The organism is Pseudomonas sp. XS1P51, from assembly GCF_054897845.1.
Genome location: NZ_CM142707.1, coordinates 51,427 through 76,283 on the forward strand (window position 1 = coordinate 51,427; position 24,857 = coordinate 76,283).

Genomic DNA, 24,857 nt, shown 5'->3' on the forward strand with positions numbered 1-24,857 from the left:
TTGACGCTTCTATAGACTGTGTCCGGGTTCTGCACTGGCCCCAAATTGTTCCTTCACGCCGCAGATCGGCGTGATTTAGCCGCAGGTGCCGATGGCGCCGCGGCCTGTTCTGAGGAGTACGCATGGCTGTCTACAACTACGACGTGGTGGTGTTGGGTTCCGGCCCGGCCGGAGAAGGCGCGGCAATGAACGCCGCCAAAGCAGGGCGCAAGGTGGCGATGGTCGATAGCCGTCGCCAGGTCGGCGGCAACTGCACCCACCTGGGCACCATCCCGTCCAAGGCATTGCGTCACTCGGTCCGGCAGATCATGCAGTTCAACACCAACCCGATGTTCCGGGCCATTGGTGAGCCACGCTGGTTCTCGTTTCCGGACGTACTGAAAAGCGCCGAAAAAGTCATTTCCAAACAAGTCGCTTCGCGTACCGGCTACTACGCCCGTAACCGCGTCGACGTGTTCTTTGGCACCGGTAGCTTCGCCGACGAGCAAACCATCGAAGTGGTCTGCGCCAACGGCGTGGTCGAAAAACTGGTGGCCAAGCACATCATCATCGCCACCGGCTCGCGCCCGTATCGCCCGGCGGACATCGATTTCCATCACCCGCGCATCTACGATAGCGACACCATCCTCAGCCTCGGCCACACCCCGCGCAAACTCATCGTATACGGCGCCGGTGTGATCGGTTGCGAGTACGCGTCGATCTTCAGTGGTCTGGGTGTACTGGTTGAACTGGTGGATAACCGCGGTCAGTTGCTGAGCTTCCTGGATTCGGAAATTTCCCAGGCCCTGAGTTACCACTTCAGCAACAACAACATCACGGTTCGTCACAACGAAGACTACGACCGCGTCGAAGGCGTGGACAACGGTGTGATCCTGCACCTCAAGTCCGGCAAGAAGATCAAGGCCGACGCCTTGCTCTGGTGCAACGGACGTACCGGCAACACCGATCAGTTGGGTCTGGAAAACATCGGCGTGAAGGTCAACAGCCGTGGCCAGATCGAAGTCGACGAGGCCTATCGCACCTGCGTACCGAATATCTACGGTGCCGGTGATGTGATCGGCTGGCCGAGCCTGGCCAGTGCTGCCCACGACCAGGGCCGTTCGGCCGCTGGCAGCATCGTCGATAACAACAGCTGGCGCTTCGTCAACGACGTGCCGACCGGCATCTACACCATTCCGGAGATCAGCTCGATCGGCAAGAACGAGCAGGAGCTGACCCAGGCCAAGGTGCCGTACGAAGTGGGCAAGGCGTTCTTCAAGAGCATGGCGCGTGCACAGATCGCCGGCGAGCCTCAGGGCATGCTGAAGATCCTCTTCCACCGCGAAACGCTGGAAGTGCTGGGCGTTCACTGCTTTGGTTATCAGGCGTCGGAGATTGTTCACATCGGTCAGGCGATCATGAGCCAGCCGGGCGAACTGAACACCCTGAAGTACTTCGTCAACACGACGTTCAACTACCCGACCATGGCCGAAGCCTATCGGGTAGCGGCGTACGATGGCCTCAACCGGCTTTTTTGAGTGGCTCCGGCCGGTGGCCTGAGCCGGCCGGGGAGACCGATTTCAGCAATTCTCGAGCGTGGCGCTGGCCAAACCGGGAAAGTCTGTAATCAGGCTGTCAACGCCGAAGTCGGCGAGTCTGCGCATCAGCGCGGGCTCGTTGACTGTCCATACCGACACATGCAGCCCCTGACGCTGCGCCTTCTGCAGGCGTTCCGGCGTACACAGGGTCCAGTTCAGCGCCAGAATCCCACAGCCATAGCTTTGCGCGACCTTCAACGGGTCGAGCCAGGCGTACTCGGCCACCAATCCGCGCGACACGTCCGGCACCAGATCCAGCGCAGCTTTCAACACTTCCCGCGAACTTGAGGTGATCGTCACCTTGTCGAGCAGGCCGAATCGCTGAGCCATCTCGCGAATCGCCAGCACGGTGGTTGCGGCGCGGGTGCGTGAAGCGCTTTTGACTTCCAGCTGCCAGTGCTCGAAATCGCATTTCTCGAACAGCTCTTCCAGCGTCGGGATCGGGCAGGGTTTGATCCAGCCCGGGCCGCCCTTGCGCGCGTCGTAGGTCACCAGCTCGGCCGCCGTATGCTCGACGACTTTGCCGCGCCGGTCGGTGGTGCGCTTGAGCGTCGGGTCGTGGATGACCATCAACTCGTTGTCCATGGACAGGTGCAGGTCCAGTTCGCAGCGGCGCACGCCGTGCTTGAGGCATTGCTGAAAGCTGGTCAGCGTGTTTTCCGGTGCTTCGCCCTTGGCGCCGCGATGGCCGTAGATGAGGGTCACGGTTCTTCCTTAAATTAAATGCCGGATTCGTTTTGTTCGCGCGCCAGGCGTCGTTCTTGTGCCTGTCTCTGCAGGATGTAGCGGGCCAGCAGTTGTCGCTGGGCATCGGTCAGGTGTTCGAACTCGGTGCCGACGTCGTAGCCATCGCCCTTGCGGTCGCAATGGGTGACGCGAGCCCGCAGCAGCAACCCGAGTGCTTGCGGCATCAAGACCAGTTTGACCGACAGGTGTGCGCCCGCGGCAATGGGCGTCGGGTGCTGAAAGTCGATGCCACCCTCGGAGATGATCACAGGCTGCGGCTCGCCGATCTGCCCGAGCACGGTGATCGCCATTACCTGGCTGAGTAAATCGATGCGTTTGTTCTGGGATTTCAGGAACGCCGCGAGATTCCGGTCGCGCTCACTGATCTGGCGCAACAGGTGTTGTGACTCGAATTCGCTCAGGTGCAGTTCGCTGAGCAAGTTGAAGAGTGGGGAAGCATCCTGCAACACTTCCTGGCCTGCGGCTTCGGGAGCGGACAGGGGCCGAATTTCCAGTGCGATCGTGTCCTCGATACGGTAGTATTCGCGGCGATCTTCTTCATCTAATGTCGACATGGCGAACCCATGGTAGCGGCGGTGGTCTGAGTGTAAAGCTGGTTATCAACCCCCGCCACAAGGACGTTCCTTTTCCCTCCGAACAAGCCCCGACATGTTCAGACCTCTCTTCGTATTTATTGGCACGCGTTATACCCGTGCAAAGCGTCGCAATCATTTTGTGTCATTCATTTCCCTGACCTCGATAATCGGTCTCGCCCTTGGTGTGGTCGTGATGATCGTGGTGCTGTCGGTCATGAACGGCTTCGATCATGAGATGCGCACCCGCGTGCTAGGCATGGTGCCCCACGCGACTATCGAGTCCGGCGAACCGATCAGCGACTGGCAAAGCCTGGCCGCCAAGGTCAAGCAGAACCCGCAGGTGACGGCCGTTGCGCCGTTCACCCAGATGCAGGGTTTGCTGACCAACAACGGCAAGGTCTCCAAAGTCCTGCTCAATGCCATCGACCCGGCGCTGGAACGCCAGGTCTCGATCATTGACAAGTTCATGCTGCAGGGCAAACTCGACGACCTGGCGCCCGGCAGTTTTTGCATCGTCATCGGTGACAAGGCCGCCGCCAAGCTCGGCGCAGCGATCGGCGACAAGCTGACCTTCGTCGCACCGGAAGTCACCGTGACCCCGGCCGGGATGTTCCCGCGTATGAAACGCTTTACCGTGGTCGGCATCTTCCATGTCGGCGCCGGCGAGATCGACGGTTACCTGGGCGTCACCAATCTGCAGGACCTGGCGAAGCTGCACCGCTGGAAACCGGATCAGGTCCAGGGCATCCGCTTGAAGTTCGACGACCTGTTCCAGGCGCCACGCACCGCGTGGAACATCGCCCAGCAGCTCGGCGAAGACCATTTCTATGCCCGCGACTGGACACGCACCCACGGCAATCTGTATCAGGCGATCCGCATGGAAAAAGCCATGATCGGTCTGCTGTTGCTGCTGATTGTCGCCGTGGCCGCGTTCAACATCATTTCCACGCTGGTGATGGTGGTGAATGACAAGAAGGGCGACATCGCGATTCTGCGCACCCTCGGCGCCACGCCGGGTTCGATCATGGCGATTTTCATGGTGCAGGGCACGGTCATCGGCGTGGTCGGCACGCTGATCGGTGCCGTGGTCGGGATCTTCGCCGCGTTGAACGTCAGCGCCGCGATCTCGGCCCTTGAAGGCTTGATCGGCCACAAGTTCCTGAATGCCGACGTGTACTTCATCGATTACCTGCCGTCGCAAGTGCAGAGCCAGGACGTGTTGATGGTCTGCGCCGCCGCGTTGGTCCTGAGTTTCCTCGCCACCCTGTATCCAGCCTGGCGTGCCGCGCGCACCCAGCCTGCGGAGGCGCTACGTTATGAGTGAGTCGGGCATGAGTGATAAAGCAATCTTGAGTTGCCGCAACCTGGGCAAATCCTACGAGGAAGGTCCGGAGTCGGTGGAGGTTCTGGCCGGTCTGCAACTGGAGTTGCACCCGGGTGAGCGCGTGGCGATTGTCGGCACCTCGGGTTCGGGCAAAAGTACCTTGCTCAACCTGTTGGGCGGTCTCGATACGCCGACCAAGGGCAGCGTCTGGCTGGCCGGTGAAGAACTGTCGGCGCTGAACGAAAAGGCTCGCGGCCTGCTGCGCAACCGGTCGCTGGGTTTCGTTTACCAGTTCCACCATTTGCTGCCGGAATTTACCGCGCTGGAAAACGTCTGCATGCCGCTGCTGATCGGTAAAACCGCAATTCCGGAAGCACGTCAGCGTGCGACGGCGTTGCTGGAGCGGGTAGGGCTGGGCCATCGCCTGGAGCACAAGCCGTCGGAATTGTCCGGTGGCGAACGTCAGCGTGTGGCCATCGCTCGCGCTCTGGTGAACAAGCCAGGCCTGGTGATGCTCGACGAGCCGACCGGTAACCTCGATTCCCACACCGCCCAGGGCATTCAGGATCTGATGCTGGAACTCAGCACTTCGATGCGCACGGCGTTCCTGGTGGTGACTCACGACATGAACCTGGCCCGCCAGATGGATCGCGTCCTGCATTTGCAGGAAGGTTGCCTGACGCCTATCTGATTGGCTGAAACCCGGCGTACTGAACAGTACGTCGGGTCTTTTATTTTTATACGGTGCCCCAGCGAATGTTCAGACCGTTATCGATCTTTATCGGCACGCGCTATACCCGCGCCAAGCGCCGCAATCGCTTTGTTTCCTTCATCTCGATGACTTCGATGATCGGTCTCGCCCTCGGCGTATTGGCCATGATCGTGGTGCTGTCGGTCATGAACGGCTTCCAGCGTGAAATGAGCTCGCGCATCCTCGGCATGGTGCCCCACGCGACCATCGTCGGTGTCAATCCGATTGATGATTGGCAGCCGGTTGCCGCGGCCGCGATGAAAAATCCTGAAGTGACCGCCGCCGTGCCGTTTACCGAGATGGAAGGCATGCTGTCCTATAAGGGCACGATGCAGCCGATCCAGGTCAGCGGTGTCGATCCGGCATTGGAAGGCAAGGTGTCGATCGTCGCCAAGCATATCGTTCAGGGTCGTCTCGATGCCTTGAAGCCGGGCGAGTTCGGCGTGGTGATCGGCGAGATCACGGCGCGCCGCTTCCGCTTGAACGTCGGCGACAAGATCACTTTGATCGTGCCGGAAGTCAGCAGCGCACCGGGCGGGATCACCCCGCGCATGCAGCGGCTGAACGTAGTTGGTGTGTTCAAGGTCGGTGCCGAGCTGGATGGCTCAATGGCGTTGATCCATGTCGCCGATGCCGCGCAGATGCAGCATTGGCAGCCGAATCAGGTGCAGAGCGTGCGTCTGGCGGTGAAGGATTTGTACGCGGCGCCGAAAGTGTCGAGCGATGTGGCTTCGGGTCTTGGCACCGCCTACCGGGCTGACGACTGGACCCACACCCAGGGCAGCCTGTTCAGCGCAATGAAGATGGAAAAAACCATGATCGGCCTGTTGTTGCTGATGATCGTCGCCGTCGCTGCGTTCAACATCATCGCGACCCTGATCATGGTGGTGAACGACAAGGGTGCGGACATCGCGATCCTGCGCACCATCGGCGCCACGCCGGGGCAGATCATGGCGATCTTCATGGTGCAGGGTACGGTCATCGGGGTTGTCGGCACCTTGATCGGTGGCGTGCTCGGGGTGATTGCGGCGCTGAATGTCAGCGAGCTGGTGGGCTGGATGGAGCGGGTCAGTGGGCAGCACATCTTCAGTTCCGATGTGTATTTTGTCAGTAACTTGCCGTCCGAACTGCAGGGGGCGGATGTGCTGTTGATCTGCTCGGCGGGGTTCATCCTGAGCTTCCTTGCCACCGTTTACCCGGCCTGGCGTGCGGCGAAGATCGAGCCGGCAACCGCGTTGCGGTATTCGTAGGCCGTTACACCGCTTTCGCGAGCAGGCTCGCTCCCACAGGTGATCGGGTTGAAACACATATTTGTGAACGACTCAGGTCCTTGTGTGCGAGCCTGCTCGCGATGGGGCCGGCCTTGCCGGCCTCAATCCCCCTTCGGTAACTCAATCACAAACCGCGTCCACCTGTTGTCCGATTCGCAACGAATCTGCCCGCCATGGGCGCGGATGATCGACTGGGTGATCGCCAATCCCAACCCCGCATGCTCGCTACTGCCTTCACGGCGCGCCGGATCGGCTCGATAAAAACGGTCAAACAACCGCGGTAGCAAGTCTTGCGAAATCCCGTCCCCGGTGTTTTCGATACTCAAGCTCAGGCTATTGGGCTGCTCAACGATCTTTACCCGCACTTCGCCGTGCGCCGGCGCAAACCGCAGCGCATTGTCCAGCAAATTGGAAAGCGCCCGACGCAACATGCTGCGATCGCCCTCCATGTGCGCATTTCCCTCACGACTCAACGCCACCCGGGCTTCCTCGGCCAGTGGCGCGAAAAACTCCAGTAACAGATCCGCTTCTTCCGCCAGTTCCAGCGGTTCACGCTTGGGCATCAACAACCCGTGGTCAGCCTTGGCCAGGTACAGCATGTCGTTGACCAGTTGCGCCATCCATTGCAGTTCTTCGAGGTTGCTGTGCAGCGCTTCGCGGTAGTCCTCGATGGGGCGTGGGCGGGTGAGGGTGACCTGAGTGTGGGTCAGCAGGTTCGACAGCGGTGTGCGCAACTCATGGGCGATGTCGGCGGAGAAGGCCGAGAGCCGTTGAAAGGAGTCGTCGAGGCGTCCGAGCATGGCGTTGAAGTTGTGGGCCATTTCCGCGAGCTCTGGCGGCATGTCCGCTTCGGGCAGGCGTGCGTTGAGCGATTGCGCCGAAACACCGCTGGCGACCGCACTCATGCGCCGCAACGGACGCAAGCCGCTGCGCGCCGCCCAGGCGCCGAGCAGGGCGGTGGCCAGGGCTGACAAACCGACGGTCAGCCAGATCAGGTGCTGCATGCGTTGTAGAAAGTGCTGGTGATGGGTGATATCCAGCAGCAAGGTCAATTGCGGTGAATTCGGCTTGTCGACAAACAACGGCGCATTCAGGACTCGGTAGTCGGTGCCATCGTCGCTGATCGTCGACAGACCCGGTTTTTGCGGGAGCTTATCGGGCAGGCGCACCGAGCTGTCATACCAGCGCTGGCCGTCGCTGCCAGTGATTCTCACTGAAAGATCGGCTTGCCGGCTCAACTCGTCCGCCAGTTTGACTTTGCTTTCGCTCGATTGAATGTCGTGAAGCGCCCGACGCAAACCAATCAACTTACCGTCCAGCAGCTGCTGATCAAGCTCCACAAAGTGCGCCTCACTGGCGCGGCTGAACAGCACCCCGGCGAACAATGAAACCACCGCAGTGCAAGCGGCAAACAGCAACGCCAGGCGGCTGCTTAACGAAAGCCGGCGCATCAGGCGGGGCGCTCTTCGAGGACGTAACCCATGCCGCGCACGGTGTGAATCAACTTATTCGGGAACTCATCGTCGATTTTCAGGCGCAGCCGGCGGATAGCCACTTCGATGACATTGGTGTCGCTGTCGAAATTCATGTCCCAGACCTGGGAAGCGATCAGCGACTTGGGCAGCACTTCGCCCTGACGTCGCAGGAGCATTTCCAGCAGGGCGAACTCCTTGGCGGTCAGGTCGATGCGCTGGCCATTGCGCTCGACGCGGCGGCGGATCAGATCCAGCCGCAGATCTGCCAGCTGCAAACTGGTCTCCTGCGGCGTGGCGCTGCCGCGACGCAACAAACTGCGGACCCGGGCCAGCAGCTCGGAGAAGGCGAAAGGCTTGACCAGATAGTCGTCGGCGCCCAGTTCGAGGCCGTGAACCCTGTCCTCCACGGCGTCTCTTGCGGTCAGAAACAGTACCGGCGTGTCGAGGCCTGCACTGCGCACTGCTTGCAGAATCTGCCAGCCATCGCGACCGGGCAGCATCACATCGAGAATCAACAAGGCGTAGTCGCCGCTCAGCGCCAGTTGCTGCCCGGTGCTGCCATCGGCCACCAGTTCGGTGTTGAACCCGGCCTCGGTCAGGCCCTGGCGCAGGTAATGGCCGGTTTTGGGTTGGTCTTCGACGATCAGCAGTTTCATGGGCGACTCGTGGCAAATGGAACGAACGCTTTATACCGTGGGCAGCGTGAGTACAGGCCAACCTGACAAAGTTGTAATCTGGCTGTCAGGTTGCAGGCAGTGGCAACAGTTTAGAGTTTTCCACACGCTGAACCTTATCTTGTTGGAGTACGACTATGTTTTTGCGCAAACCTCTGGTGCTGGCCGCGTGTTTGTTGGCGCTGAGTTCACCTGTGTGGGCATCGCCGGCGCATAGCTACGACTTCGGTCAACCGGCCCCGGCCGCCAAGGCTACCCGTAGCGTCGAAGTGGTGATGGGCGACATGTCGTTTACCCCCAAAGCCATCGATATCAAGGCCGGTGAGACGATTCGCTTCGTGCTGGTGAATAAAGGTCAGTTGCTGCACGAATTCAACCTCGGCGACGCGGCGATGCATGCAAAACATCAGCAGGAAATGATGAAGATGCAGCAGAGTGGCATGTTGACGCCTACAGGCATGAAGGAAATGGACCACGGTTCGATGGCTGGCATGGATCACGGAATGATGAAACACGACGATCCGAATAGCGTCCTCGTTGAACCGGGTAAAACCGCCGAGCTGACCTGGACCTTCACCAAGGCCACCATCCTGGAGTTTGCCTGCAATATTCCCGGCCACTATCAGGCTGGCATGGTCGGTAAACTGACAGTCAGTCAGTAAGCACTCTAAGGCGGGAGCAAAGGCTGGTAGAATCCGCTGATTCTTCAGTCAGGTTTCCGCCATGCATCCCGCAGCCGAACACTCGCCGCTGGGTAAATCCAGCGAATACATCGCCACGTACACGCCGTCCTTGCTGTTCCCGATCCCGCGCACCGCGAAATGGGCCGAACTGGGCCTGACGGCTGAAACCCTGCCCTATAAAGGCGTGGACTTCTGGAACTGCTTCGAGCTGTCGTGGCTGTTGCCGTCCGGCAAGCCCGTGGTGGCGATTGGCGAATTCAGCATCCCGGCGGATTCACCGAACATCATCGAATCCAAGTCGTTCAAGCTGTATCTGAACTCGCTGAATCAGACACCGTTTGCCGACACCGCGAGCCTTGAAGCGACGCTGGTGAAAGACCTGTCCGCCGCTGCCGGCAAACCGGTCGGCGTGCGGATTCGCAGTCTCAAAGACGTTGAGGTTGAAGGCGTCGTGGCGTTGCCGGGCGTGTGTATCGATGATCTGGACATCAGCGTCAGCAACTACGAGCATCCGCGTCCGGAGCTGCTGCGTTGCGATGAATCGCGCATTGTCGAGGAGAGCGTGCACAGTCATTTGCTCAAATCCAACTGCCCGGTGACCAGCCAGCCGGACTGGGGCAGTGTGGCGGTGGAGTATCGGGGGGCGGCGCTGGATCACGCGAGTTTGCTGGAATACATCGTGAGCTTCCGTCAACACTCGGACTTCCATGAGCAGTGCGTGGAGCGGATCTTCCTTGACCTGCAGCGGTTGCTGAAACCGGAGAAACTGACGGTGTATGCACGGTATGTGCGCCGTGGTGGGCTGGACATCAACCCGTATCGCAGCACTGAAACCGTTCAACTGCAGAACCACCGACTGGTCCGCCAATGAAGATCTAATGTGGGAGCGAGCCTGCTCGCGATGGCGGGGTGTCAAACAGCATCAATGTTGAATGTGCTGGCCTCATCGCGAGCAGGCTCGCTCCCACAGGGAGTTGCATTTCAGGCTGTACGAAATAAAAAGCCCCGCTATTGATAGCAGGGCTTTTTTGTATCCGGCGGGTTCAGATGCCCATGTTGCCCAGGGTCAACACGATGTTGCGCAAGGTGCCGGCAATGGCAGGGTGTTCGAGTTCGAAGCGTTCGACGGCCAGGTTTACGCCGTCAGCGAGGCTGGAGTCCTGGGTTTTGGTTTCGAGCTCGATTTCGAGTTCGATCTGTTGCATCAGCGTGTGCAGGTCTTCGCGCTCGACTTCGGACAGTGGCGGATTCTGTTCCAATTGCTCGCGCAGAGTATTGAGCTGTTCTTGCAGTTCGCGGGCAGGCATGGCGTTCTTCCTTTTATCGATAGGCACTGGCATAGACCGCAGCGGCACGCCAAAGGTCTATGGCTGACCTTTAGATTAATCCACTCCCGCGCAACCTGCATGATCTCGATCAGGGCTTTTCGCCCTTGAGCCGGCGCAGGCTGATGTCGGCCAGGCAGGTGTCGAGTTCACCGAGGTGATCGATCACCGAATGCACGCCCAGACTGAACAACTGCACCGTTGCTTTGCCGCGCAAGTGTTCGCGTTCCTTCTGGCTCAAGGCGTGCCATTCGTTGGGCGCCAGCCCGCAGAGCGAGCCGCAGGACGCCAGGCCAATTGTCCACAACCCGGCGTTCAGACCCGATTGCAGTAAGCGCGGTTCGCCGCTCACCAGCACGCAACCATCCAGGCGCTCGACGTTCAATGCCATCAACGCTTGCCAGCAGGCATTGGGTGCCGGCCATGGATTGATTGTTGCGGGGTGTTGCGAAGGTTTGATCCATTCCGGCAAGGCGACGGCCAGGGAATGGCTGAGGCCCGGGGGCAATTCATCGAGCCAGGCACAGGGAATTTGCTGTTGCTGCAAGCTGCACAGGCTGTCCAGCGCGCCGGGTGTGACCTCGGCGTGCTCGGCAGCCTGGGCGCCGTGCTGGTGCGTGCGAGCGCCGAAATCCACCAGGCAACCGCTGAGGCCGAACAGTACGGCGGTCAGGCTGGGTGCAGCGAGGGGCAAGGTTTCGGCGTGCGGCATGTCAGCGTCCCTGAAATAGTGACAAGGCTATGCGCCGCCGGTGACAGTTGAGTGACACTGATGTGAATCGCTCACAGTCATGACGAATCATCCGTAGGCTACAGCGCACGATGCTGCCTAAAGCCGCTTTTCCGTCTTATACTAGCCAGCTTAACGCTTGGGCCAAGGGCCCGCGCCAGTACAAATCCAAGGAGTTTTCTATGCGCTGGAGCAATCATCTAGCTCAGCTTTGTGTATGCGCCAGCGTGCTGCTGGTTCCGTTTGTTGCCCAGGCAGCCACGGAAGAAGATCCTTGGGAAAGCATCAACCGCCCGATCTACAAGTTTAACGATGTGGTCGACACCTATGCACTGAAGCCTTTGGCTCAGGGTTATCAGTTCGTGACGCCGCAGTTTCTTGAAGACGGCATCCACAACATGTTCCGCAACGTCGGTGATGTCACCAACCTCGCCAACAATATCCTGCAGGCCAAACCGGCCGCCGCTGGCGTCGATACCGCGCGCCTGATCTTCAACACCACTTTCGGCCTGCTGGGTTTCTTCGACGTGGGCACCCACATGGGCCTGCAACGTAGTGATGAAGATTTCGGTCAGACGCTGGGCTACTGGGGTGTAGGAAGCGGTCCATACGTGATGTTGCCGTTGCTGGGGCCAAGCACCTTGCGTGATGCGCCATCCAAGTATGTCGACAGCTACACCAGCCCGTATCGCTACATCAACGATGTGCCCGTGCGTAACTCGATCTTCGGTCTGAACATCGTCGACACCCGCGCCAGCCTCCTGTCGAGCGAGAAGCTCATCAGCGGCGACAAGTACGTCTTCATTCGCAATGCGTACTTGCAGAACCGCGAGTTCAAAGTGAAGGACGGCCAGGTTGAAGACGATTTTTAACGTCGACCGGTAAAACGAAGAAGGCGGCCGATTGGCCGCCTTCTTTATTTTTGGATCCGGTTATTTCATCTTCAAGATTGTAAGGCCGAGTTTCTGACTGCTGCCGTCCTGTTCTTTCACCCATACCACCTCGGTGTCAGCCTCAAGCCCTTTCAGCGCCGCATGATCGGAATCTATCCGCACGCTCAGCCGGTCACCGACCTTGAACAATCGAGGTGCCTCAACCTGCATGCCACTGCTGGAAAGGTCGATGCAGACAGCTGCAACCTCGTCGCCTTCATGAATCAGCGCGACATCGGCATCGACCCGCATGCGGATGAAATCACGCTTTTCGCTGTAGTCCCGATCGGTTTGACTCATGGGCTTCATCCTTCCATTGGGTTACGGTTTTGCCTGTTCTTATAACTCCCGGCGATTTGACAAGTAAAGACGTCAAGCGACCATCGGCGTGAGCTTGAAACGCCCCGCGGATGGGAGTACCGTCTGCGCCTTAGAAGGGCACCTCTGGTGTGCCTGTGAGTAGGGCGAATGCTCGAAAGCGGTGCGACAGAGAGGCTAGAAAGCGAATCCAGTAGTGTGAGCCGGGACAAAACCCCTGCCTGCTACGCCAACCTAATTCTGGCGCCGTTTGCCCACATGCCAAAAACCAGTGCCACGCTGCTGATAATCGATGATGACGAAGTAGTGCGCGCGAGCCTCGCCGCCTATTTGGAAGACAGTGGTTTCAGCGTCTTGCAGGCCAGCAATGGCCAGCAGGGTCTTCAGGTATTCGAGCAAGACAAGCCCGACTTGGTCATCTGCGATCTGCGCATGCCGCAGATGGGCGGACTCGAACTTATCCGTCAGGTCACCGAGCTGTCGCCGCAAACCCCGGTCATCGTGGTTTCAGGCGCTGGCGTGATGAACGACGCGGTCGAGGCCCTGCGCCTGGGCGCGGCGGACTACCTGATCAAGCCTCTCGAAGATCTGGCCGTGCTCGAGCACTCTGTGCGCCGGGCCCTGGATCGCGCGCGCCTGCTGCTGGAAAACCAGCGCTACCGCGAGAAGCTGGAAAAGGCCAACCGCGAGCTCGAAGCCAGCCTGAACCTGCTCCAGGAAGACCAGAACGCCGGTCGCCAGGTGCAGATGAACATGCTGCCGGTCAGCCCCTGGAGCATCGACGAGTTCAAGTTTGCTCACCAGATCATCCCGTCGCTGTACCTGTCGGGTGATTTCGTCGACTACTTTCGGGTCGACGAGCGTCGGGTAGCCTTCTACCTGGCGGACGTTTCCGGTCATGGCGCCTCATCAGCCTTCGTGACCGTGCTGTTGAAGTTCATGACCACGCGCTTGCTGTTTGAATCCAAGCGCAGCGGCACATTGCCGGAATTCAAGCCTTCAGAGGTCCTTGGTCATATCAACCGGGGCCTGATCAGTTGTAAGCTGGGTAAACACGTCACAATGGTCGGTGGAGTCATCGACGAGGAGACAGGTTTGTTGACCTATAGCATCGGCGGTCATTTGCCGTTGCCTGTGTTGTACACGCCAGACAGTGTTCGTTATCTGGAAGGGCGCGGTCTGCCGGTGGGCCTCTTCAACGAAGCCACCTACGAAGACCACGTGCTGGAACTGCCGCCGACGTTCAGCCTGACGCTGATGTCTGATGGCATTCTGGACCTTTTGCCAGAACCCACACTCAAAGAGAAAGAAGCTGCTTTACCGCAACGGGTGAAGGCAGCGGGCGGCAGCCTGGATGGTCTGCGGCAGGTTTTTGGATTGGCCACGCTAGGGGAGATGCCGGATGATATCGCCCTGTTGGTGTTGAGCAGGAATCTTTAATGAGTACCGGTAGAATCCAGTTCGCCGAGCAGGACGGCACCTTCGTCCTGAAGTTCGTCGGTGAAGTTCGCCTGACCCTGTGTTCGGCGTTGGATGCGACTATTGAGCGGATCTTCACGGCGTTGAACTTCAACGCGATCGTGATCGACCTGACCGAAACCCGCAGCATCGACAGCACCACCCTTGGCCTGCTGGCCAAGCTGTCGATCCTGTCGCGGCAAAAGGTCGGCCTGCTGCCGACCGTCGTCACCACCCACGAAGACATCACCCGTCTGTTGCAGTCCATGGGCTTCGAGCAAGTGTTCAACATCGTTGACCGCCCGATCCCTTGTCCTGAGTGCCTGACCGACCTGCCAGACCAGGACCAGTCCGAAGAAGTGGTGCGGATCAAAGTGCTCGAAGCACACAAGATCCTCATGGGCTTGAACGATTCCAATCGTGAAGCGTTCCATGATCTGGTGAATGCGCTGGAGCGTCACTGATCCTCTGACCAGGCGGCGCCTATCCGGGCGCCTCGAGTAGCTCCGAGTTGAATGCCGCACCCAGAGCACTTGTGGGAGCGAGCCTGCTCGCGAAGGCGTCATAACAAACACCCAGATTCAAAGCGTAAAAAAGGGCGAACCTGTCAAGGTTCGCCCTTTTTGCGTTTGCTCCTGGTGGATCAGAGCTTGGCTTGCAGCAATGCTTCGAGTTTTTCCTGGTCGCGAGCAAACTGACGAATACCCTCAGCCAGCTTCTCGGTCGCCATCGCATCCTCGTTGGATAACCAACGGAACTGCGCTTCATTCAAGCTCAAGCGCGCTTCACCGGCATGACCCGGTGCCAGTTTACGCTCCAGCTTGCCAGTATCCGCCGCCAGCTTCTCCAGCAGATCCGGGCTGATGGTCAAGCGGTCACAACCGGCCAGTTGCTCGATCTGATTCAGGTTACGGAAGCTCGCGCCCATGACCACAGTCTTGTAGTCGTTGGCCTTGTAGTAGTTGTAGATGCGCGTCACCGACTGCACGCCCGGATCATCCGCGCCGGTGTAATCGTTACCGTTGGCCTTCTTGTACCAGTCGTAGATACGGCCCACGAACGGCGAAATCAGGAACACACCCGCATCAGCACAAGCGGCAGCCTGAGCGAACGAGAACAGCAGCGTCAGGTTGGTCTGGATGCCTTCTTTTTCCAGGATCTCGGCGGCGCGGATGCCTTCCCAGGTGGAAGCGATCTTGATCAGCACGCGGTCACGGCCAATACCAGCCTTTTCGTACAGCTCGATCAGACGGTGCGCACGCTTCAATACAGCGTCAGTGTCGAACGACAGGCGCGCATCCACTTCGGTGGAAATACGGCCAGGGATCACTTTCAGAATTTCTTGCCCTACCGCGACACCAAAACGGTCGCTGGCCAGGCCGACATCGCCCTTGCAGTCGCTGACGCAAGCGTTCAGCAACTCGGCATAACCGGGAATGGCCGCCGCTTTGAGCAGCAGGGAAGGGTTGGTGGTTGCGTCCACGGGTTTAACGCGAGCGATAGCTTCGAAGTCGCCGGTGTCGGCAACCACGGTGGTCATTTGTTTGAGTTGTTCCAGCTTGGAAGTCATGGGCGTGCTCTGTCCTATGGGTCTGATGACATTACCCGAGCGCTGACAGCCACTCAAGGGCGCGTACGTGTATCGATGGCCCCAGCGGCAACAACCTGAAAACGGCTGTTTGAAAGGCGGGGCGCGGTATCGGTAAGTAGGATGCCAAAACGGAGCACAGGTTCAAAGCAACTGACCGTTGACGCCACTCCTGCAACTCCACCGTCTGCTTGATAGATAGGTGTACGGGGGGCACTGATTGTTCTCAATGGTCGATGAGTATCATGCATTGCGTGCATGAACGGAAAAGCTACCGGGCCCGGTCGAGTCGAATTTAACCGTTAGAATATGTCAAATAATGAACTTCGGATGGCGTGTAATGTACTGATGATAATGTATGTACTGGATGGGAAGATGACTTCACAGGGAAGGCGGGTGTCCGGGGTTGGGGAGGCTTTCGATGACCTTGTTCTCCGTTATGTCTTAAAGAAACTGACGGAGGTGTTTGAAGAGCTGCTCGAAGTTTCAAAAAGAAACTACCCGGATAACATGGCGGGTATGCTCGAGTTGGGGCAGGTTAAAGCCGCAAAGAAAATTTCCGGCTGGCTAGGTCGAGTGAGATACAGCACTCCCTATCAGGTCACTCGCGCATTGACTGACCAAATGAACGATTCGCAGAAGTTAAAGAACGACCTGCGCTTTGAGGCGCAAGCCGTATTATTGGAAGTTTTGGTAGAGGCGTCGTTGGCAATGGACGCCGCGAGTTATTCAGAGTTTATGAGTAAACCTCTCCATTAACTGCGAGCTGGTCATAAGCTACTGCATCTTCAGTAACGTCTTGACGGCGGTTTGCGCCGGTTTGGATTTGCCATCGGATGTGATGAGTCCAAAGCTTTTCTCGCGGTCGTTACTTCCTGAGTCGCTGTTTTTCCATTCGTAAAGGGACGTGAGCGGTATATTCAGGGTTTTGATGTCTGTAACGAATTTTTTGACTCTTATTGCTTGTCCGGTTACTCCTCCGATGGAACTGAGCGACGGCACTCCCCACTCAGTAATGACACCAGGGACATGGAAGTTATCAAGTATAAATGCTTGGGCGCTGCTTATCTCAGTGCTCGACATGCCATAGGGATGATAGGAGACGGCACTCAGGCATTGCGGGTGATCAGTGATGATTTTAGTCAGTGCTACTGCTGCCTTGGAGTCTTTGGTTGGCGCCCGTGCGAAGCCGAACCCGATCAGTGGTGTGGAACGTTCTCGTTTTTGTAACGCCTCGCACACTGTACTCATGAAAGGAGCAAACGTTACTTCAAAGTCCTGGGTTGGCCAGTATTTTGGCAAGTCAGGTTCATTCCATATTTCAATGGCTACAAGCTGCGTGCTGTATGTGTTTTCCAGATCGATGACTGAGTTGGCGAACGTCTGTCCTGCGGCGATGAGATCACTGCCACTGTTTTTCGTTTTGCTGGTTAACGCCTTGGTTGAACGGACGGTCATCAATACCGGTAGATCGGCGGATTTGGCGGCCGCAAAGGCTTCATTGATCTGGTTGTGATACGCCGAACTGTTCAAGCTGTTCGTCCAGACGCCAAAACGCACGAATCCGAACCCTGAGGCTTTGATCTGTTGGGCGTCTGAGGCAGAGAAATTTTGTATTTTTACCTGAACGCCTATTGTCTTGTTGTCTGTAGCCAGCACTGGAAAGACGCTGTCAGCGTGAGCGTGATTGAAGGGGCTGATGATGAGCAGTGTTGAAACGGTGAGAAGTCTAAATCGCGTTGAGGTCATGTCTGGCGTTCCTGCTGAGTCAAATGTGCCGTCCGTGCATGAGTCATGGTGAAAATGGTATTGGCCAGTAAACACGGCGATGTGCTCAATCCTATAGGAGTAATACTCCAAGTGATCCACTGTTATTTTTTGTCTGGCAAATAACTGTCGATGTGCCAGTGTTATTTTTGGTCCGGTTATTCTGGTTGGGCGTTTTTTGTGTGTCGTGGTACTTAATACACTTGTATTTCCAAGATTGATCCATCTCTGAATGCGGGGCCGACGCTATCGGTTCACTCATATCCCTGCGACACATTGGACGATTCGACACAACACGGGAAGAGTAGCCTTGTTCAGAAAAATACTTGTCGTCTGCGTTGGCAATATTTGTCGAAGTCCAACCGCGGAACTGTTGCTGCGCAACGCGCTGGAGTCTTCAGATGTCGTGGTTACTTCTGCGGGCCTGGACGCGCGAGTGGGCGAGTCTATCGAGCCAAATGCACGCGTGGTTCTTGAGGAGCATGGTCACGTTGCCCAAGGGTTTACCGCGCGGCAGATCACTCCAGCCATTGTTAATGAATCAGACCTCATTCTGGTCATGGAAAAAGAGCATGTAAAAGGCGTGCTAAGGATTGCATCACACGCGAGGGGCAAAGTGTTTCTTCTGGGGAAGTGGCAGAGTGAACGCGAAATAAAGGACCCGTATCGTCAAGGAAAAGCTGCTTTTGTCCATGCCCATGCATTGATCGAAGATGCTGTTTGCTCATGGGCACAGCACCTCGGACGTTGATGGATGATTTTCAGATTAGTAATAATGGTAAAAGAATAGACATTATGCAGTTACCGTCAGTAGTCAATGCCCAGGAAAAAGATAAAGACGAGATTGATCTTCTCGGTCTATTAGGTACGTTGCTTGATCATAAATGGTTAATAGGCGCCATTACCGGTGCGTTCATGGTGACAGGCGCAGCGTATTCGATTCTGTCGCCGCCGGTGTATTTGGCGAACGCTTTGGTTCAGGTCGAGCCGAAAAAGAACGATATGTTGGGCTTCTCGGATATCAGCAGCATGCTCGGTGGGCAATCTCCGGCGGCTACCGAGATCGGTATTATCAAGTCCCGCGCGGTCATCGGTAAAACAGTCGATGATCTACATCTTGATATTGTGATAACGCCTAACACGTTTCCCGTTGTGGGCGGTTTTCTTGCAAGACGTTATAAAGGCACTTCCGTCGACAGTGTTTCACCTCCTCACTTTGGCATGAACAGTTATGCCTGGGGCGGTGAGCGTCTGGATATCGCCACGCTCAATTTGCCTGATGAACTGCTCGGTAAAAAATTGACGCTGGTTGCTGCGGAGCAGCATCGATTCAAACTCTTCGATGACAACGGCGGCTTGCTGGTCGATGGAGTCACAGGCGAAGCAGTCGCAGAGAATGGCGTCGAGGTGCTCATCGCGAACATGGCCGCGAACCCGGGCACTCAATTCGAAGTGGTTCGCAACCCGCGAATTGTCACCATTCAGAACTACCAGGACGCTCTTGATGTTTCCGAGCAAGGTAAAGAGTCGGGCATTATAAGCCTGGCCCTGGCCAGCACCGACTACTCCCTGGCGGTGAAGATCCTGAACAAGATCTCGACACTTTATGTGCAGCAGAATGTGCAACGCACCTCTGCCGAAGCGGCCCAGAGTCTGGATTTCCTGCAAGCACAGCTCCCTCAAGTCAAAGACGATCTGGTCAAAGCCAGCAATGCGCTGAACAGCTATCAAACCCGCGGCAATACAGTAAATATCTCACTCGAGACCAAGTCTGTCCTGGAACAGATAGTGACCCTGGATACGCGCATCTCCGAGTTAAAACTCCAGCAAGCGGACATGGATCGCAAGTTCACCAGAGAGCACCCGTCCTACCGCGCCTTGATGGCGCAGATGGGTGATTTGAACAACCAGCGCCAAGGGTTGGAGAAAAAGGTCCAGGGGCTTCCGGCGACACAACAGGAGTTGTTGAACCTGACCCGTGATGTGGAAGTGGCGACACAGATCTATACCCAGTTGCTGAATAAATCCCAGGAGCTGGACATCGTCAGGGCAGGGGCGGTCGGCAACGCGCGGTTGATCGACACGGCGGATGTCGACATGACAACGCCAATCAAACCACGCAAAGCCCTGATTGTTCTTATTGCGACCTTCCTGGGTGGATTTGTCGGTGTTGCCCTGGTGTTAGTGGGTAAATCACTGAGTCGGGGACTCGAAGGGCCGGAAGCCATCGAGCAACTTGGGCTGCCCGTCTATGCGTCTGTTCCCTACAGCGCTTTGCAACAAGAGCAGGATAAAAAAGTCCGGTTGGACGACGTTTCCGACAGCCAGGCGTCTCTCTTGGCACTGCGTAACCCCACTGACCTGTCTATTGAATCGATACGCAGCCTGCGAACCTGTTTGCATTTTGCCGGGCTGGATGCAACCAACAACCGAATCATGATTTCCGGTCCGAGCCCACAAGTAGGCAAAACCTTCGTTTCCTCGAACCTGGCTGCCGTCATTGCTCAAAGCGGGCAAAGGGTCGTGCTGATCGATGCCGATATGCGTAAAGGTCATCTGCATAAAACCTTGGGCACCCCTGTCAGCAATGGCTTGTCAGATCTATTGGTCAAGCGGTGCAGCATTGAGCAGGCGGTCAATAAGATCGAGGTCGAGAATCTGCATTTCATCAGTCGGGGACAGGTGCCTCCTAATCCGTCAGAGCTGTTGATGCACGTCAATTTCAGAGAACTACTGGCAGAGCTTAGTGAACTTTACGATGTGGTCATTATCGACACACCACCACTTTTGGCAGTGACGGATGCTGCCATTGTGGGGCGTGAAGCAGCCATTAATCTGATTGTGACGCGCTTTGGTGTAAATCCTGCCAAAGAGATTGAATTGACCATTCGGCGATTCGCTCAGAATGGTATCGAGTTGAAGGGCGCTATTTTTAACGGCGTCGAGAAGCGAGCATCCAGCTATTACGGTAATGGCAGTTATGGCTATTACAACTATGAATACGCCTCTGACAAGTCGTGATGCGAGTTCTATCTGCCGGGTAATCAGGTCGAGAGTGGTTGATGACACGAAATCACTCTCGGCTTTGATTTGCCTGCGACTATGTTCAAGGAGATAGGTGGATTGTGAAAAAAATACTACACGTGGCAGAAACTATAAAAGGTGGGGTTGCGACCGTCATTCGCACAATATCGACCCCCCCTGAAGGTGATGCTCTACAGTATGAACTTGTTTATTTGATCCCGTTCGACCAGAGGAAAGAGTTGCACGGTATTGATGAACAAAGCATCAGAACCTTCTCAAGGACGAAGAGGGACGTGGTATCCCTCTTGCGGTTTGCCTGGCAAATGGCCCGTGTGATCTTCAAGGAAAAACCGGATGTCGTGCACTTGCACAGCACGTTCTCCGGTGTGATTGGTCGATGTGTGTGTCTGGTCATGCGCCCTTGGCGGTCACCTAAAGTGGTGTACTGCCCACACGCATTTTCTTTTTTGATGGAGAGTTCTCCAGCCAAACAAAAAGTGTATTCGCTGGTTGAGCGGCTTTTACAGAAGGTCACGGATGTCATTATCTGTGTCAGTCAGTACGAACTGGACAAGGCCGCTTCCTTTGGTATCGATCGTCATCGCATGAAGCTGATCTACAACGGCATTCATTATAAGAGCGATGAGAGCAGGTGCAGTGAAAACTCGGGCATCCATCTTTTATATGTGGGCCGACTGGACTACCAGAAAGGCTTTGATGTTTTGCTGAAGGCGTTCGCTGAAGTCGGGCGAACCGACCTGAAACTCACCATCGTTGGAAGTGCTGTCAATGAGGACCAGGTAGAGTGCCCCGTCATCGAGGCGGTTGAATACCTGCCTTGGGTGACCCCCAGCGAAGTAAATGACCTCTACAAAACGGCGGACGCCTTGATTGTTCCCAGTCGCTGGGAAGGCTTTGCCATGGTTCCCCTTGAGGGAATGGCCATGGGATTGCCCGTTATTGCCAGTGATTGCACCTCGCTCCCTGAGTTGGTGACGCACGATGTCACGGGCTACATCTTCTCGACGGGTGATCACCAGGCGCTGGCAAACATATTGGTGAATATCAAGAAGCAAACGTTGCTGGATCTTGGGGCCGAAAGTCGCAAGGTGGTGCGTGAGCGTTTCAGTGCGACTTTGATGATTCAGCAAACCTATGACGTGTATTCCGCTCAAACTTATTAAGTAGAAATCAAATGATGAACGTAACTATTTTGCATGGCTACAGTGCGTCCAACTCGGGTGATGGCCTTCTCGTCGACTTGGCAATCGCCTTGGTGCAGCGAAACTTTGGTGCTGACACTTTAATTAACGTAGTTGCGTCTGACCCTAAATCATTTAGTTATCTTCCTCATAAGCGGTATGGCGCACCGGTCATGGCAGCCAAAGGATTGGGCAGAGTCAAGGAGGCTGTTTTCCTTAACCAGTCTTATGTGGGGCTCGCGGATCTCTTGCGCACGAGTGATCTGATTGTCGGGGTCGGCGGTGGGTACATGAGGTCAAAAAGTGCCTTCGAACATATCAAGCTGAAGCTGGGTCATGCCAAACAGCTCGAAACGGCCATTTTGAGTAAGGTGCCCTCCGTTTACCTCCCTCAAAGTATTGGCCCGTTCCACGGCGAGAGCAGCAAAATCGTAGGGCACTACGCCAGTGCCGATGCGGTATTTGTCAGGGACAATCGGTCGGCGGCTATTTTCAACTCCAATGAAAATGTTTATCGAGCGCCGGACCTGGCGGTCCAGGCGTTAGCGAAAAAGATACTGGTGCAACCCAAGTTCACCCGCTGTGCATCCTCGCCCTCCGTGGTGTGCGTTGTTTTACGCAAGCCACCGGAATGGACTAAAGAAAAGAAAGTTGCCTACGTTGCCAACCTGAAGCTGCTGTTGATGAGATTAAGGGCAAAGAGCAAAGTGGTCTGCGCTGTACAAAGTGCCGTCCGTGGCAACGATGACGGGGCTTTTTACCGGGAGCTGGGCATTACCGAGGATCTGCTGCCGCTGAAGGCGACACTGTCGAAGTATCGGCCTGATCTGGTTATTTCCGTAAGACTGCATGGGGCCATTGAATCGCTCCTCGCCGGAGTACCTGCTTTTCATATCAGTTATGAGCGCAAAGGCTTTGGTGCGTATCAGGATATGGGTGTGGAAGACTGGGTAATAAACGGTGGAGACATCGACGTCGATTACATCATCAATACCGTATATGCCCCGAACGCTTTATCCAGATTTGGTAAGAAACTAACGGATACCTGCAAAGAAATAGAAGGCAAAACGGCGCTGATGGACAATATCATCAAAGGGATTGTTCGATGATATTTCGGTTGTTGCTGCGGGGAGGTGCATTAGGCGCAAAGTTTTTGCTGGTGCTGGCCATCACCCATTACCTGGGTTATGACGCATTGGGCTTTTACGGCGTAGTGGTGGCCGCCTCCTTGATAGCCTCAAAGTTTTACAGTGTCGGGTTCAGTTCTGAAATCAACCGGTTGATCAGCGTCAGGGGCAGTTCGCGACTTGTTGTCGATAAAGTACTGGCCTTGTACCTGGCCGTCGGTTTGTTGTTATCGGTGGTGACGGTCGCACTCTACTCACTCATCAGCGATGTAGAGGCGGGCGCCGCGCTGATCGCGTGCGTCACGCTTCTGTTGCTCACCGAGCATCTCTCCTTCGAAATAAACTCGTTTGTTTTCTCGGCACAAAAAGCCAACTGGGGCGCGTTGTTGTTCTTCATAAAAACCGGCCTCTGGGCGCTCATTGCCGTGGGAGGACTCATGGCGGGCGTGGTGTCCACCATCGCCAGTGTTCTTTGGATGTGGGTGGTCACCAATCTCCTGGTGATCATCGCCGGCTACCTTATTGTGGTTAATGTTCATAAGGGACGGGAAGTCAGTGCCGTCACCACGGTTTCTGTCTGGAGAGCAGGGCTGCCCTTTTATCTGGGAGGCGGCCTGATTGCATTGAGTCAGTACGCCGAGCGTTTTCTCATTCTGGACATTGAACCCTACGCAAGCCTTGGCAAGTACGTGTATTCCTGGTCTGCCGCCAACACTTTGCAAGCGCTGTCATACGCGGTGGTTGCGGTCGTTGCCATCCCGGTGCTCGCCAAACGCTACAAGGATGACCCGCAGGCACTGACTGTCCGGCAACTATTCCTGAATCAATGGGTGCTGCGTTCCCTCGTTGTTTCCGGTGCGGTTGCGGTCTTGATTTATGCCTTCTTTAACATCCTGCTTGATTATGTCGAGGCGGCAGTCCCGCGCCCGGATAACAGGATTTTATCCATTCTGATTTTCTCGTTTACCCTTCGCGCTGTCGGCGACATCGTCTGGGGAGGTTTGATTGCCGCGAAGAATAGTCGGGTCTCGTTAGCCAGTGCGGCTATTTGCCTGGCGATTTCATTGCCGGTCAGTTACGTGCTTATCAAACACTATTCAATTTATGGCGCCGCGTGGGGGAATGTCTTCTCGATTACGGTGCAGTTAGTCGTTATTGCGTTGCTGACCAGGTTTGCCCGGTCGAAGGTGACCGCGTAATGGCTCTATCACTGCCCTCCATAGAATTTCGCGGCAGAAAACTGGACTCGTCCATCTCATTCCTGATTTTGATGTGCGGTCTTTTTCTGTCCATTGCGATGCCGCTGCTGATGCACCGAGATCCGGGCCCTGATGCGATGACGTTGTGGTCGTCATACGCTCGCTCCGACAACTGCAATTTCTGGAATCCCTTTTCTCCCGATCGGTCTTCTTACGAATGCTCCGCCTACCTGCTGCGCCCCACAGGTATCAACCTGGACAATGCGTGGGCCTACGGGATGCTGTGCAACCTGTTTCTGACCTCCATTCCCATCTTTATCTTCAGAAGAATACCGATAACGATTTTTCTGACCTTGTGCCTGTGGGGTGTCGTCAGGTCGTTTTTTCTCGATAACCTGACCAAGGAAATTATTGTTTCGGTGGCAGTGATCGCCATTCTGGTTTTTTCATTTTCGACACGATACAGAGCGGGCTTTTTCCTTTCGGCGCTGTTTTACGGCGTGCTGATTCGGCCTTACTGGATATTGTTCTCGTTGGTCTGGGTCGGCGTGTGCGTCATGAAAAAGCGTGTGTCACGTTTCAGTTTTTTCCTGATGTTGTTCATGTTCTATCTGGCGATCGCAACCGCGATTCAATTGGTGGTCGGCTATTCGGTTTCGTCCATTCGAGCCAGTAACAATGAACAGCGCACGTTGGGTGAGGAGGGATCAAAGTCATTGATCGTGTCGTGGATCAGCGGCGGCGATTTCGTCTCGCAGGCCGTGGATTCGATGAGCATCTTTTTCAGGCTGTCTTTCCCGGTGGAACTGATACTGCTCTCCGGCCTGGGTCAGATCATATTTGTCGTCCTGATGATGATGACCTCGTTACTGATGTTCAAAATGATGACGTCCAGTGACTACAAGGGCGCAATCATCGAGCCGAAAGTTAAAGAGCTTATCGCTATCCCACTGTCCTTTTTATTGGTGCAGGGCCTGTTCGAGCCTGACTTCGGCTCTTTTGCACGACATTTTTCCATGGTGGTGCCGGTGCTGTTTCTGGGGCTGGGGTTGCAGTTACGCGCAAAAAACCTGAGTGGGTTGAACCAGGCATCTTGAACTGAGGTTTGTG

The 24,857-nt window shown here is 56.2% G+C and carries 25 protein-coding genes; 16 read left to right on the forward strand and 9 right to left on the reverse strand.

What is annotated here, in order from left to right; translation table 11 throughout:
• The first annotated feature begins 122 nt into the window (after window positions 1-122).
• Window positions 123-1,517, forward strand: coding sequence for a Si-specific NAD(P)(+) transhydrogenase (gene sthA, locus ACYZUD_RS00205; protein ID WP_007907752.1), 1,395 nt, complete (start codon window positions 123-125; stop codon window positions 1,515-1,517).
• 42 nt (window positions 1,518-1,559) lie between these two features.
• On the opposite strand, the gene ACYZUD_RS00210 is transcribed toward sthA, so the two are convergent.
• Window positions 1,560-2,282 (reverse strand): glycerophosphodiester phosphodiesterase, encoded by a 723-nt coding sequence (locus tag ACYZUD_RS00210; RefSeq protein WP_462022056.1) that lies wholly within the window; start codon window positions 2,280-2,282, stop codon window positions 1,560-1,562.
• Window positions 2,283-2,296: 14 nt separating this feature from the next.
• Entirely contained in the window at window positions 2,297-2,878 is a 582-nt protein-coding gene (locus ACYZUD_RS00215) for a PilZ domain-containing protein (protein ID WP_462022057.1), read from the reverse strand.
• 94 nt (window positions 2,879-2,972) lie between these two features.
• Between ACYZUD_RS00215 and ACYZUD_RS00220 the strand changes: the two genes are divergently transcribed.
• The 3 genes from ACYZUD_RS00220 to ACYZUD_RS00230 all read left to right on the forward strand — a co-directional run bounded on the left by ACYZUD_RS00220 (window position 2,973) and on the right by ACYZUD_RS00230 (window position 6,224).
• Window positions 2,973-4,223: a lipoprotein-releasing ABC transporter permease subunit gene (locus tag ACYZUD_RS00220; RefSeq protein WP_462022058.1), complete on the forward strand. Its 1,251-nt coding sequence runs from the start codon at window positions 2,973-2,975 to the stop codon at window positions 4,221-4,223.
• A gap of 7 nt (window positions 4,224-4,230) precedes the next feature.
• Complete coding sequence (lolD, locus tag ACYZUD_RS00225; RefSeq protein WP_462022059.1) at window positions 4,231-4,914, forward strand: lipoprotein-releasing ABC transporter ATP-binding protein LolD; 684 nt, start codon at window positions 4,231-4,233, stop codon at window positions 4,912-4,914.
• A 65-nt stretch (window positions 4,915-4,979) separates the two neighbouring features.
• Complete coding sequence (locus ACYZUD_RS00230) at window positions 4,980-6,224, forward strand: lipoprotein-releasing ABC transporter permease subunit (RefSeq protein ID WP_462022060.1); 1,245 nt, start codon at window positions 4,980-4,982, stop codon at window positions 6,222-6,224.
• 122 nt (window positions 6,225-6,346) lie between these two features.
• Here ACYZUD_RS00230 and ACYZUD_RS00235 read toward each other — a convergent pair whose 3' ends face one another.
• Both ACYZUD_RS00235 and ACYZUD_RS00240 read right to left on the reverse strand, forming a co-directional pair.
• Window positions 6,347-7,696 carry a heavy metal sensor histidine kinase gene (locus tag ACYZUD_RS00235; protein ID WP_462022061.1) on the reverse strand — a complete coding sequence of 450 codons (1,350 nt, stop codon included), beginning with the start codon at window positions 7,694-7,696 and terminating at the stop codon, window positions 6,347-6,349.
• Window positions 7,696-8,376: a heavy metal response regulator transcription factor gene (locus ACYZUD_RS00240; protein ID WP_462022062.1), complete on the reverse strand. Its 681-nt coding sequence runs from the start codon at window positions 8,374-8,376 to the stop codon at window positions 7,696-7,698. Before ACYZUD_RS00240 ends, ACYZUD_RS00235 begins: the two co-directional genes overlap by 1 nt.
• A gap of 155 nt (window positions 8,377-8,531) precedes the next feature.
• On the opposite strand from ACYZUD_RS00240, the gene copI reads away from it, so the two are divergent.
• Together copI and queF are read left to right on the forward strand one after the other, a co-directional pair.
• On the forward strand, window positions 8,532-9,056 hold the full coding sequence (gene copI, locus ACYZUD_RS00245; RefSeq protein WP_462022063.1) for a copper-resistant cuproprotein CopI: 525 nt from the start codon (window positions 8,532-8,534) through the stop codon (window positions 9,054-9,056).
• Window positions 9,057-9,117: 61 nt separating this feature from the next.
• Window positions 9,118-9,948: an NADPH-dependent 7-cyano-7-deazaguanine reductase QueF gene (gene queF, locus ACYZUD_RS00250; RefSeq protein WP_462022064.1), complete on the forward strand. Its 831-nt coding sequence runs from the start codon at window positions 9,118-9,120 to the stop codon at window positions 9,946-9,948.
• A 172-nt stretch (window positions 9,949-10,120) separates the two neighbouring features.
• Here queF and ACYZUD_RS00255 read toward each other — a convergent pair whose 3' ends face one another.
• On the reverse strand, window positions 10,121-10,384 hold the full coding sequence (locus ACYZUD_RS00255) for a DUF4404 family protein (RefSeq protein ID WP_462022065.1): 264 nt from the start codon (window positions 10,382-10,384) through the stop codon (window positions 10,121-10,123).
• 109 nt (window positions 10,385-10,493) lie between these two features.
• A complete protein-coding gene (locus ACYZUD_RS00260) occupies window positions 10,494-11,114 on the reverse strand; it encodes an HAD family phosphatase (RefSeq protein WP_462022066.1) in 621 nt (206 codons plus the stop codon).
• 200 nt (window positions 11,115-11,314) lie between these two features.
• Here ACYZUD_RS00260 and ACYZUD_RS00265 point away from each other — a divergent pair, with 200 nt between their 5' ends.
• A complete protein-coding gene (locus tag ACYZUD_RS00265) occupies window positions 11,315-12,004 on the forward strand; it encodes an MlaA family lipoprotein (protein WP_462022067.1) in 690 nt (229 codons plus the stop codon).
• Between the two features lie 60 nt (window positions 12,005-12,064).
• On the opposite strand, the gene ACYZUD_RS00270 is transcribed toward ACYZUD_RS00265, so the two are convergent.
• Window positions 12,065-12,364 (reverse strand): PilZ domain-containing protein, encoded by a 300-nt coding sequence (locus ACYZUD_RS00270; RefSeq protein ID WP_462022068.1) that lies wholly within the window; start codon window positions 12,362-12,364, stop codon window positions 12,065-12,067.
• A gap of 276 nt (window positions 12,365-12,640) precedes the next feature.
• Between ACYZUD_RS00270 and rssB the strand changes: the two genes are divergently transcribed.
• Both rssB and rssC read left to right on the forward strand, forming a co-directional pair.
• Entirely contained in the window at window positions 12,641-13,822 is a 1,182-nt protein-coding gene (gene rssB / locus ACYZUD_RS00275; RefSeq protein WP_462022069.1) for a two-component system response regulator RssB, read from the forward strand.
• Window positions 13,822-14,304, forward strand: a complete 483-nt coding sequence (gene rssC / locus ACYZUD_RS00280) for an anti-sigma factor antagonist RssC (protein ID WP_007935262.1) — start codon at window positions 13,822-13,824, stop codon at window positions 14,302-14,304. Before rssB ends, rssC begins: the two co-directional genes overlap by 1 nt.
• A 179-nt stretch (window positions 14,305-14,483) precedes the next feature.
• Here the strand turns inward: rssC and tal are convergent, their stop codons facing one another.
• Window positions 14,484-15,410 (reverse strand): transaldolase, encoded by a 927-nt coding sequence (gene tal / locus ACYZUD_RS00285; protein WP_462022070.1) that lies wholly within the window; start codon window positions 15,408-15,410, stop codon window positions 14,484-14,486.
• Window positions 15,411-15,803: 393 nt separating this feature from the next.
• Between tal and ACYZUD_RS00290 the strand changes: the two genes are divergently transcribed.
• Entirely contained in the window at window positions 15,804-16,187 is a 384-nt protein-coding gene (locus ACYZUD_RS00290; protein WP_462022071.1) for a hypothetical protein, read from the forward strand.
• A gap of 18 nt (window positions 16,188-16,205) precedes the next feature.
• On the opposite strand, the gene ACYZUD_RS00295 is transcribed toward ACYZUD_RS00290, so the two are convergent.
• Entirely contained in the window at window positions 16,206-17,177 is a 972-nt protein-coding gene (locus tag ACYZUD_RS00295) for a glycosyl hydrolase family 5 (RefSeq protein ID WP_462022072.1), read from the reverse strand.
• Window positions 17,178-17,505: 328 nt separating this feature from the next.
• Here ACYZUD_RS00295 and ACYZUD_RS00300 point away from each other — a divergent pair, with 328 nt between their 5' ends.
• The 6 genes from ACYZUD_RS00300 to ACYZUD_RS00325 all read left to right on the forward strand — a co-directional run bounded on the left by ACYZUD_RS00300 (window position 17,506) and on the right by ACYZUD_RS00325 (window position 24,844).
• Window positions 17,506-17,946 carry a low molecular weight protein-tyrosine-phosphatase gene (locus ACYZUD_RS00300; protein ID WP_462022073.1) on the forward strand — a complete coding sequence of 147 codons (441 nt, stop codon included), beginning with the start codon at window positions 17,506-17,508 and terminating at the stop codon, window positions 17,944-17,946.
• A gap of 44 nt (window positions 17,947-17,990) precedes the next feature.
• Complete coding sequence (locus ACYZUD_RS00305; protein WP_462025151.1) at window positions 17,991-20,216, forward strand: polysaccharide biosynthesis tyrosine autokinase; 2,226 nt, start codon at window positions 17,991-17,993, stop codon at window positions 20,214-20,216.
• A gap of 104 nt (window positions 20,217-20,320) precedes the next feature.
• A complete protein-coding gene (locus tag ACYZUD_RS00310) occupies window positions 20,321-21,403 on the forward strand; it encodes a glycosyltransferase (protein WP_462022074.1) in 1,083 nt (360 codons plus the stop codon).
• A 14-nt stretch (window positions 21,404-21,417) separates the two neighbouring features.
• The gene (locus ACYZUD_RS00315; RefSeq protein ID WP_462025152.1) at window positions 21,418-22,530 is read left to right on the forward strand and encodes a polysaccharide pyruvyl transferase family protein; all 1,113 of its coding nucleotides are present in this window, start codon (window positions 21,418-21,420) and stop codon (window positions 22,528-22,530) included.
• A complete protein-coding gene (locus tag ACYZUD_RS00320; RefSeq protein ID WP_462022075.1) occupies window positions 22,527-23,747 on the forward strand; it encodes an MATE family efflux transporter in 1,221 nt (406 codons plus the stop codon). Before ACYZUD_RS00315 ends, ACYZUD_RS00320 begins: the two co-directional genes overlap by 4 nt.
• The gene (locus ACYZUD_RS00325) at window positions 23,747-24,844 is read left to right on the forward strand and encodes a hypothetical protein (RefSeq protein ID WP_462022076.1); all 1,098 of its coding nucleotides are present in this window, start codon (window positions 23,747-23,749) and stop codon (window positions 24,842-24,844) included. The genes ACYZUD_RS00320 and ACYZUD_RS00325 overlap by 1 nt, the downstream gene beginning before the upstream one ends.
• The last annotated feature ends 13 nt before the right edge of the window (window positions 24,845-24,857 follow it).

Bases quoted from the DNA above. Each gene is read 5' to 3' on its own strand.
- ACYZUD_RS00215 (WP_462022057.1), bottom strand. From the start codon at position 2,878: ATGTCGACATTAGATGAAGAAGATCGCCGCGAATACTACCGTATCGAG.
- ACYZUD_RS00305 (WP_462025151.1), top strand. From the start codon at position 17,991: ATGCAGTTACCGTCAGTAGTCAATGCCCAGGAAAAAGATAAAGACGAG.
- ACYZUD_RS00240 (WP_462022062.1), bottom strand. From the start codon at position 8,376: ATGAAACTGCTGATCGTCGAAGACCAACCCAAAACCGGCCATTACCTG.
- ACYZUD_RS00255 (WP_462022065.1), bottom strand. From the start codon at position 10,384: ATGCCTGCCCGCGAACTGCAAGAACAGCTCAATACTCTGCGCGAGCAA.
- rssC (WP_007935262.1), top strand. From the start codon at position 13,822: ATGAGTACCGGTAGAATCCAGTTCGCCGAGCAGGACGGCACCTTCGTC.
- ACYZUD_RS00325 (WP_462022076.1), top strand. From the start codon at position 23,747: ATGGCTCTATCACTGCCCTCCATAGAATTTCGCGGCAGAAAACTGGAC.
- tal (WP_462022070.1), bottom strand. From the start codon at position 15,410: ATGACTTCCAAGCTGGAACAACTCAAACAAATGACCACCGTGGTTGCC.
- ACYZUD_RS00295 (WP_462022072.1), bottom strand. From the start codon at position 17,177: ATGACCTCAACGCGATTTAGACTTCTCACCGTTTCAACACTGCTCATC.
- ACYZUD_RS00270 (WP_462022068.1), bottom strand. From the start codon at position 12,364: ATGAGTCAAACCGATCGGGACTACAGCGAAAAGCGTGATTTCATCCGC.
- queF (WP_462022064.1), top strand. From the start codon at position 9,118: ATGCATCCCGCAGCCGAACACTCGCCGCTGGGTAAATCCAGCGAATAC.
- ACYZUD_RS00265 (WP_462022067.1), top strand. From the start codon at position 11,315: ATGCGCTGGAGCAATCATCTAGCTCAGCTTTGTGTATGCGCCAGCGTG.
- ACYZUD_RS00230 (WP_462022060.1), top strand. From the start codon at position 4,980: ATGTTCAGACCGTTATCGATCTTTATCGGCACGCGCTATACCCGCGCC.
- rssB (WP_462022069.1), top strand. From the start codon at position 12,641: ATGCCAAAAACCAGTGCCACGCTGCTGATAATCGATGATGACGAAGTA.
- ACYZUD_RS00290 (WP_462022071.1), top strand. From the start codon at position 15,804: ATGACTTCACAGGGAAGGCGGGTGTCCGGGGTTGGGGAGGCTTTCGAT.
- ACYZUD_RS00220 (WP_462022058.1), top strand. From the start codon at position 2,973: ATGTTCAGACCTCTCTTCGTATTTATTGGCACGCGTTATACCCGTGCA.
- ACYZUD_RS00315 (WP_462025152.1), top strand. From the start codon at position 21,418: ATGAACGTAACTATTTTGCATGGCTACAGTGCGTCCAACTCGGGTGAT.
- lolD (WP_462022059.1), top strand. From the start codon at position 4,231: ATGAGTGATAAAGCAATCTTGAGTTGCCGCAACCTGGGCAAATCCTAC.
- copI (WP_462022063.1), top strand. From the start codon at position 8,532: ATGTTTTTGCGCAAACCTCTGGTGCTGGCCGCGTGTTTGTTGGCGCTG.
- sthA (WP_007907752.1), top strand. From the start codon at position 123: ATGGCTGTCTACAACTACGACGTGGTGGTGTTGGGTTCCGGCCCGGCC.
- ACYZUD_RS00260 (WP_462022066.1), bottom strand. From the start codon at position 11,114: ATGCCGCACGCCGAAACCTTGCCCCTCGCTGCACCCAGCCTGACCGCC.
- ACYZUD_RS00320 (WP_462022075.1), top strand. From the start codon at position 22,527: ATGATATTTCGGTTGTTGCTGCGGGGAGGTGCATTAGGCGCAAAGTTT.
- ACYZUD_RS00235 (WP_462022061.1), bottom strand. From the start codon at position 7,696: ATGCGCCGGCTTTCGTTAAGCAGCCGCCTGGCGTTGCTGTTTGCCGCT.